This window comes from Pseudomonas sp. BN417 (assembly GCF_029871205.1).
In the GTDB taxonomy this organism is placed as follows: Bacteria; Pseudomonadota; Gammaproteobacteria; order Pseudomonadales; family Pseudomonadaceae; genus Metapseudomonas.
This window is the reverse complement of record NZ_SSOJ01000164.1, coordinates 153,092-161,220: the sequence shown is the minus strand read 5'-3', so window position 1 is coordinate 161,220 and position 8,129 is coordinate 153,092. Positions and strand designations below refer to the sequence as shown.

Below are 8,129 nucleotides of genomic sequence, written 5' to 3'. Positions count from 1 at the left end.
GCCCTGGGTGTCCTGGCCCAGCAGGCCGCCGCCGGCGGCTTCATCGAGGACAGCAAGGCCAGCCTCGCCCTGCGCAACTTCTACATCAACTCGGACAACCGCGAAGGCACCGCCGCGCCCTCCAAACAGGAGGAGTGGGGCCAGGGCTTCCTGTTCAACTACGCCTCGGGCTTCACCGAGGGCACGGTCGGCGTCGGCGTCGACGCCCTCGGTCTGCTCGGCGTCAAACTGGACTCCGGCAAGGGCCGCCACTACAACCCGACCAGCGCCAACTACGGCGGTACGGTGTTCCCCACCGACAACGACGGCCGCGCCAAGGACGATTTCGGCAGCCTCGGGGTGACCGGCAAGCTGCGCTTCTCCAAGACCGAGGCGCGCCTGGGCACCCTGCTGCCGAAGCTGCCGGTGGTGACCTACAACGATGGCCGCCTGCTGCCGCAGACCTTCGAGGGCGGGCAGATCACCGCCAACGAGATCGCCGGGCTGACCCTGGTCGGCGGCCAGCTGGAACACGCCAAGGGGCGTAACTCCAGCGACGCCCGCGGCCTCTCCATCGCCGGTGCGAACAACGCCCGCAGCGGCCAGTTCGTCAACAAGTTCTACTTCGCCGGCGGCGACTACAAGGTCAGCGACGCCCTGCTCGCGCAGTACTACTACGGCAACCTGGAAGACTTCTATCAGCAGCACTTCCTCGGCCTGACCCACACCTGGGCGCTGCCAGTGGGCGCGTTGAAGTCCGACCTGCGCTACTTCCACAACAGCGCCGACGGCCAGAACGGCAGCGCCGCCGGGCGTCGCGAAGGCTTTGTCAGCAGCGGCAACTGGGCGGCCAACGACCCGCACCGCGGCGAAGTCGACAACCGCACCTGGAGCGCCTTGTTCACCTACAGCCTGGCCGGCCACGCGGCGAGCCTGGGCTACCAGCAGCTCTCCGGCGACAGCGCCTTCCCCTTCCTCAACCAGGGCGACGGCGCCACCGCCTACCTGATCACCGACCGCCAGATCGGCAAGTTCCTCAGCGCGGGCGAGCGCACCTGGGTGGCCGAGTACGGCTACGACTTCGCCAAGCTCGGGGTGCCGGGGCTGAAGGCCCAGGCGACCTACCTCAGGGGCAGCAACATCGAGACCCAGGGCGATGACCAGGGCGAGTGGGAGCGCGATTTGCGCCTCGACTACGTGCTGCAGGGCGGCCCGCTGAAGGGCCTGGGGTTCTCCTGGCGCAACGCGGCGCTGCGCAGCGATGCGGTGCGCGACCAGGACGAGAACCGGTTGATCCTGAGCTACACCCTGACGCTGTTGTAAGGGGACGTGCGGACGGGCCTGTGGCCCGCTACAGGAGAAGCGCCAAGTCCACCGCTTGCACGGACTGCCCCCTCTCCCTTTGGGAGAGGGTTGTGGTGAGGGGGTTCGCTTGGCTGCTTGGCCACGTTGGGCCTCGCGGGCTCGGACCAACCTACGGGGCCGCTGTGCGGCCCTTCACGAATGAATTCGCTCCTACAATAACCAACGGCACGATCTGGCGACCGGGGGGGCATCGATGCGAGAAATTACCGAATCCGACTGGAAGAAATATTCCAAGCTCCGGCCTGTCGCTCTGGAGCGCATGTCCCAACGCATCCTCGATGAGTGTCAGGCCCTCTGTCAGGACTCGTCCCGCAGCGCCCACGAGCGCTATGGGGAGCTGTACCGGTTGATTCGGGAGCAGGACGAGATCTTGGCGGCAGTCTTCGACCGATTCAGCCGCTCCTCTGCCCATGAGGGCCTGGTCAAGATGGTTTGTCAGGAACTGGTTACCGACGAGGAAGTGGCCCAATTCAGTCCTGAGTTTCAAAAGGGTGTCCTGAACTGGCGTGATGGCTTGTGATCAGGTGCCAGATGCCGGCCCACGGGGCCGCTGCGCGGCCCATTCGCGAATGAATTCACTCCGACGAAAAGAGGGAGAGATTCAGCGCCAGTCGAGGATCGGCCAGCCGGCTTCTTCGGCGTGGGCGCGGAGCGTGGGGTCGGGGTTGACCGTGCGCGGGTTGGCCACCAGGGCCAACAGCGGCAGGTCGTTGCGCGAGTCGGAGTAGAAGTAAGACCCTTCCAGGCTTTCCCCATGCTCTTCCAGCCAGGCATTCAGACGGGTCACCTTGCCGTCGCGGTAGGTGAGCACGCCACGGGTGCGGCCGCTGTAGCAGTCGTGCTGCTCTTCGAGGTCGATGGCCAGCACCTCTGCCACGCCCAGGCGCTCGGCGATGGCGCTGACCAGGAAGTGCGCCGAGGCGGAGATGATCAGGATGCGGTCGCCGGCAGCGCGGTGCTGCGCCAGGCAGCGCATGGCGTCGGAGTGGATCAGCGGCTCGATGACATCTTCGACGAAGGGGCCAACGACGAAGTCCACTTCCTCGGCCGTGCGCCCTACCAGCGGCGACAGGCTGAAGGCCATGTAGTCCTCCATCGCCAGCTTGCCTTCGGCATAGAGCGCCATGAGTTCGTGGTCCTTGCTGACGAAGGACTCCCCATCGACCCAACCCAGCACGGCCATGTATTCGCTCCACAGGCTGGCGCAGTCGCCGTCTATCAGGGTCTCGTCAAGGTCGAATATTGCCAGGGCCATCAGGCCACCTCCCGGATTGCATGATCGTCAATGCGCAGGCCGATGCGTTGGCCCTTGCGGTGCAGATCTTCGGCGGAGCGGTTGAGCACGTCCACCACCAGTTCGACGCCGCGAGCCTCGACGCGGTAGCGCACCACATTGCCCAGCAGGCTGTGGCTGCGCACCTCGGCCTCGATGCCGCCGTCATGGCTCAGGGCAATGGCCTCAGGGCGGATGGCGATGCGGCCGTTCACCGGACGTTCCAGCAGGCGGCTGGCGCTCTCGGCGTCGAGCAGGTTGTAGTTGCCGATGAAGCCGGCGGCAAAGGCATCCACCGGTGCCGTGTAGAGGGTTTCCGCGTCGCCGCTCTGGACGATGCGCCCGGCGTTCATCAGGAAGATGCGGTCGGACAGGGTCAGGGCTTCTTCCTGGTCGTGGGTAACGAAAATGGTGGTCAGCCCCAACTCCTGCTGGATATGGCGGATCTGCTCGCGCAGGTGCTTGCGGATACGAGCGTCCAGCGCCGACAGCGGTTCGTCGAGCAGCAACAGGCGCGGGCGGGTGACCAGCGAACGGGCCAGCGCCACGCGCTGGCACTGGCCGCCGGAGAGCTGGTGCGGGTAGCGCCCGGCGAAGTCCTGCAGTTCCACCATGGCCAGGACTTCGTCCACGCGGCGCTGGCTGTCGGCGGCGGACACCTTCTGCATGCGCAGGCCGAAGGCGACGTTCTGCCGCACCGTCATGTTGGGGAACAGCGCGTAGCTCTGGAACACCATGCCGATGCCGCGTTTCTGCGGTGACAGCGGCACCAGGTCCTGACCGTCCAGCAGGATCTGCCCGCCGTTGACCTCGGTCAGGCCGGCGATGCAGCGCAGCAGGGTGGACTTGCCGCAACCGGAGGGGCCGAGCAGGGTGACGAATTCGCCTTTGCCGATCTCGCAGTGGATGTCGCTGAAGATGGCGGTCTGGCCATAGCTTTTGTGCAGGCCGCGGATGGAGAGGAAACTCATGCCTTGTCCTTGTTCAGACGGTTGGCTGCCCAGGTGAACAGCAATACGAAGAAGAAGTAGGAGATCACCAGGGCGCTGTTGAAGTGGCCGCTGCTGTTGCGCATGTTGTTCAGGTAGACCTGCAGGGTCTCGTAGCGGGTGCCCACCAGCAGGTTGGCGAAGACGAACTCGCCGAAGAGGAAGGAGAACGACAGGAACAGCGACACCATCAGCCCCTTGCGCAGGTTGGGCAGGACCACCATGAAGGCCGCCTTCCAGCTGCTGGCGCCGAGCAGGTGGGCGGCGTCCATCAGGTCGCGCAGGTTGATCGCCTGCAGGTTGTTGGTGATGGCGCGGTACATGAAGGGCAGGGCGACGGTGAAGTAGCAGCCGACCAGGATCCAGGGCGTGCCGACCATGGCCATCGGCCCGGAGCCGTAGACCTGCAGCAGCCCCACCGAGGACACCACCGGCGGCACCGCGAAGGGCAGCAGGATGAGGATGTTCATCAGGCCGTCGAGCTTGGGGAAGTGGTAGTTCACCACGAACAGCAGCGGCAGGATCAGCAGCACCGACAGCAGCAGCGAGCCGAAGCACACCAGCAGCGACTGGCCGAAGGCCGTGAGGAAGCGCGCGTCGCTCCACAGCGCCAGGTACCACTTGAAGGTCAGGCCCTCCGGCAGGATGGTCGCCGACCAGCTGGTGGACAGCGAGTAGAGCAGGGTGCCGGCCAGCGGCAGCAGCAGGATCAGGAACAACAGGTAGACCACCACGCGGTGGTAGAGGCTGCCGACCTTGGCTTCAGCGCGCGACATGGTAGCTCCTCCGCAGCAGCCACTGATGCACCACAGTGATCACCACCATCAGCCCCACCAGGATCATGGCCAGGGCGCTGGCCATGTTCGGGTCGAGGGAGATGTCGCCGGCGACCATGGCGGCGACGCGAATGGTCAGCACGTTGAAGTTGCCTGTGGTCAGGGCGTAGACGGTGGCGTAGGCGCCCAGGGCGTTGGCCAGCAGGATGACGAAGGTGCCCAGCAGGGCTGGGGTCAGCACCGGCAGGCCGATGTGCCGCCAGAACTGCCAGGTGCCGGCGCCGAGCAACTCGGCGGACTCGCGCCAGTCCTCGCGCAGGGCGTCGAAGGCCGGGTAGAGCAGCAGCACTCCCAGGGGAATCTGGAAGTAGGTGTAGAGCACGATCAGCCCGGTCTTGGAGTAGAGGTTGAAGTCCTCGATCAGGCCGGACTGCTTGAGGAGGATGGTCAGGGTGCCGTTGAAGCCGAGCAGGATGATGAAGGCGAAGGCCAGGGGCACGCCGGCGAAGTTGCTGGTCATGTTGGAAAAGGCCATGACGAAGTCGCGCAGCTTCGAATCCACCTGGCGCAGCGAGTAGCTGCCGAGCACCGCGATGACGATGCCGAACAGGCTCGACCAGAAGGCGATCTGCAGGCTGTGCTTCATGGCCTGCAGGTAGAACTTCGAACTGAACGCCTTGGCGAAGTTGCCCAGGCCCCAGCCATCCGGGGTATGCAGGCTGTGGATCGCAACCCAGGCCAGCGGGGCGATCTGGAAGGCGATGAAGAACAGGGCGAAGGGTAGCAGGCAGAGCAGCGCCAGCCACTTGCCCCGATTGGCGGAATTCACTTCAGCAGCTCCCGGCAGAAGGCTTTGTCATGGGGCACCCCGAGCAGCTCGCAGACCGTGCCGCAGAGTTCGGTCTGCCTGGGCTGCGCCGTGGCATCCAGGCTGAAGGCCTCGCCCAGGACGAACAGCGGTACCTCGCGCTCCTCGGCCAGCAGGCCGTTGTGCGAACGGTCGTTGTTCATGCCGTGGTCGGCGGTCACCAGCACCTGGTAGCCGGCATCCAGCCAGCGTTGCAGGTATTCGGCCAGGAGGATGTCGGCGACCCGCGCGCTGTTGCGGTACTGGGGCGAGTCCAGGCCGTGCTTGTGGCCGGCGTCGTCGACGTTCATCGGATGCACCAGGAGCAAATCCGGGCTGTGGCGCACGCGCAGGCTCTCGGCGTCGGCGAAGAGGTGGGAATCCGGGTAATGGTCGGCGTAGTAGAAATGGCCGTGCTGGATCGGCAGCTCCGGCGCGTTGGTGTGGCGGTCGCGGGCGGCGTCGAAGGGCGAGCGGTTGTAGAGCTCGCTGACCCAGTGATAGGCGGCCGCTGCGGTCTTGAGCCCGGCGGCGCTGGCGTAGTGAAAGATGCTGCGCTCCGTGGAGAGGCGCGAGACATCGTTGTGGACTATGCCGCTCTCGATCGGCGGCACGCCGGTGAGTATGCATTCGTAGAGCGGGCGGGACAGCGCCGGCAGCTCGCATTCGAGCTTGTACAGGACGGCCCGTCCGGCTCCGCAGTAGGCCTGCAGGTGGCCCAGCGCATGCCGGGCCACCTCGTAGTTCAGGCCATCCAGGAGAACGAGGATGACTTGGCGTTTCATCATTCCATCTCGATGATCACGTGTTCTTGCCACTGCTGCGGCAGGGCTTTGGAGGTTTCCTCCCAGGCCTTGGCGTCCTTGATCGGCTGGACCTTGGCGTACTGCTCGTTGGGCAGCAGCTTGGCCTTGACCTCGGCTGGCAGGGTCAGGTGCTCGGCGCGGATCGGCCGGGCATTGCCCTTGGCCAGGTTGATCTGGCCGGCGTCGCTGAGGATGTACTCGCGAGCCAGTTTGGCGGCGTTGGGGTTCTTGGCGTACTTGTTGATGATGGTGGTGTAGCCGGAGATTACCGAGCCGTCGGAGGGAATCAGCACGTCGAAACGGCTGGGGTCGATCTGGTCGCGGTACGAGAGGCCGTTGAAGTCCCAGACGATGCCCACTTCCACTTCGCCCTTCTCCAGGGTCTGGATGGTCGGGTTGGACAGGGACAGGCGTCCCTGTTTGGCGATCTCGGCGAAGAAGTCCAGGCCCGGCTGGATGTTCTTCTCGTTGCCGCCGTTGGCGATGGCCGCGGCCAGCACACCGTTGACCGCCTGGGCGGCGGCGCTGACGTCACCGATGGAGACCTTGTACTTGCCGGTCTTCAGGTCGGCCCAGGACTTGGGCGATTCCTTCACCAGCTGCTTGTTGACGATGAAGGCGATGGAACCGGTATAGGCCAGCATCCAGTGACCGTCCGCATCCTTGGCCCAATCGGGGATCTGCGCCCAGGAGCTGGGCTTGTACGGCTGGGTCACGCCCTGCTGCACGGCGATGGGGCCGAAGGCCGCGCCGACGTCACCGATGTCGGCGGTGGCGTTGTCCTTCTCGGCGGCGAACTTGGCGATTTCCTGGGCCGAACTCATGTCGGTGTCGATATGCTTGAGGCCGTACAGCTTGTTGAGGTCGACCCAGGTGTCCTTCCAGTTGGCCCAGCTGTCGGGCATGCCCACGCTGTTCACCGCGCCTTCCTTGCGGGCGGCTTGTTCGAGACTCTTCAGATCTGCGTCGCTTGCCATGGCCTGGGTTCCCAGGGCGATGGCCGTTCCCATCAGTGAAGCCAGCAACAGGCGTTTCATGTGAAGCTCCTTAGCAGGTTTGGAGGTTGGTCTAGATCAGCAAGACCCAGGCCAAATCTAAAAGCCTTGGATGACGGTTTGATTTCAGGGTCGCCACCCGGTCCGGCAGCGGCAGACGCCTGAAAAGCGTAGACCATGGCTAAGTGGCTGATTCGGGAGGCTGTCGCTATTGGCGATGGCATGGCGCATGCAGGCGTGCCTGACTGTCATCCCACAGTCATCTAGGCTGCCTAGGATGGCCGGCAAACCCGGCCATGACGCACCTAGATGGTGCTGGTCTATTCCAGATTGGAGTTTTTCGATGCGCGACGAGGCGCCCCGCACCCTGACCGCCATCTGCAATGCCTTGCAGGAGCAGATCGCGCACGGCCTGCTGCCCCACGGCAGCAAGCTGCCGGCCGAGCGCAAGCTGAGCGAACTGTTCGATACCACCCGCATCACCCTGCGCGAGGCGCTGGGGCAGCTGGAGGCACAGGGGCTGATCTACCGCGAGGAGCGCCGGGGCTGGTTCGTCTCGCCGCCGAGGCTGGCCTACAACCCGCTGGTGCGCAGTCACTTCCATGCCATGGTCGCCGAGCAGGGCAGGGTGCCCGCCACTGAAGTGCTGGGGGCGAGATTGATCCCGGCGAGCGTGGAAATCTGCGAACTGCTGGAGCTGCCGGCGCTGTCCAGCGTCTACCAGATCCGCCGCGCCCGTCGCGTGGACGGGCGGCTGGTGCTCTATGTGGAGCACTACCTGAACCCGGCGTACTTCCCCGGCATCATCGACTTCGACCTGACGCGTTCGCTCACCGAGCTCTATGCCAGCGAGTACGGCATCCGCTACGGCCGGGTGCGCTTCGACATGGTGCCCACTGCGTTGCACCCGGAGGCGGCGGCGCCGCTCAAGGTCTCAGCGGGCAGCCCGGCGCTGCGCGTCACCCGTATCAACCGCGACCAGCACGGACGGCTGATCGATTGCGACCTGGAGTTCTGGCGGCACGATGCGATCCAAGTGAGCGTGGAAGTGCCGGAATAGGTCGCTCCGCTAAAGGGACCGGGGGATTTTCGGCACGCC

The 8,129-nt window shown here is 65.2% G+C and carries 9 protein-coding genes; 3 read left to right on the top strand and 6 right to left on the bottom strand.

Translation table 11 applies throughout. From position 1 onward, the window contains the following. Together E8F11_RS29480 and E8F11_RS29475 are read left to right on the top strand one after the other, a co-directional pair. Positions 1–1,302 (top strand): OprD family porin (locus E8F11_RS29480; RefSeq protein ID WP_348529797.1); only part of this gene is annotated, 1,302 nt, incomplete at its 5' end. Positions 1,303–1,537: 235 nt separating this feature from the next. Continuing rightward, positions 1,538–1,864, top strand: coding sequence for a hypothetical protein (locus tag E8F11_RS29475; protein WP_280292455.1), 327 nt, complete (start codon positions 1,538–1,540; stop codon positions 1,862–1,864). An 81-nt stretch (positions 1,865–1,945) separates the two neighbouring features. On the opposite strand, the gene E8F11_RS29470 is transcribed toward E8F11_RS29475, so the two are convergent. From E8F11_RS29470 to E8F11_RS29445, 6 genes are read right to left on the bottom strand one after another with little or no spacing between them, the layout of a single operon-like run. Next, on the bottom strand, positions 1,946–2,599 hold the full coding sequence (locus E8F11_RS29470; RefSeq protein WP_280292454.1) for an HAD family hydrolase: 654 nt from the start codon (positions 2,597–2,599) through the stop codon (positions 1,946–1,948). Next, a complete protein-coding gene (locus tag E8F11_RS29465; protein ID WP_280292453.1) occupies positions 2,599–3,588 on the bottom strand; it encodes an ABC transporter ATP-binding protein in 990 nt (329 codons plus the stop codon). The genes E8F11_RS29470 and E8F11_RS29465 overlap by 1 nt, the downstream gene beginning before the upstream one ends. Beyond that, positions 3,585–4,382 carry an ABC transporter permease subunit gene (locus tag E8F11_RS29460; RefSeq protein WP_280292452.1) on the bottom strand — a complete coding sequence of 266 codons (798 nt, stop codon included), beginning with the start codon at positions 4,380–4,382 and terminating at the stop codon, positions 3,585–3,587. Before E8F11_RS29460 ends, E8F11_RS29465 begins: the two co-directional genes overlap by 4 nt. Next, on the bottom strand, positions 4,369–5,211 hold the full coding sequence (locus E8F11_RS29455; protein ID WP_280292451.1) for an ABC transporter permease subunit: 843 nt from the start codon (positions 5,209–5,211) through the stop codon (positions 4,369–4,371). Before E8F11_RS29455 ends, E8F11_RS29460 begins: the two co-directional genes overlap by 14 nt. Continuing rightward, positions 5,208–6,014 carry an alkaline phosphatase family protein gene (locus E8F11_RS29450; protein WP_280292450.1) on the bottom strand — a complete coding sequence of 269 codons (807 nt, stop codon included), beginning with the start codon at positions 6,012–6,014 and terminating at the stop codon, positions 5,208–5,210. Before E8F11_RS29450 ends, E8F11_RS29455 begins: the two co-directional genes overlap by 4 nt. Continuing rightward, entirely contained in the window at positions 6,014–7,072 is a 1,059-nt protein-coding gene (locus E8F11_RS29445; RefSeq protein WP_280292449.1) for an ABC transporter substrate-binding protein, read from the bottom strand. Before E8F11_RS29445 ends, E8F11_RS29450 begins: the two co-directional genes overlap by 1 nt. 301 nt (positions 7,073–7,373) lie before the next feature. On the opposite strand from E8F11_RS29445, the gene E8F11_RS29440 reads away from it, so the two are divergent. Continuing rightward, the gene (locus tag E8F11_RS29440) at positions 7,374–8,090 is read left to right on the top strand and encodes a UTRA domain-containing protein (RefSeq protein WP_280292448.1); all 717 of its coding nucleotides are present in this window, start codon (positions 7,374–7,376) and stop codon (positions 8,088–8,090) included. Positions 8,091–8,129 lie beyond the last annotated feature (39 nt).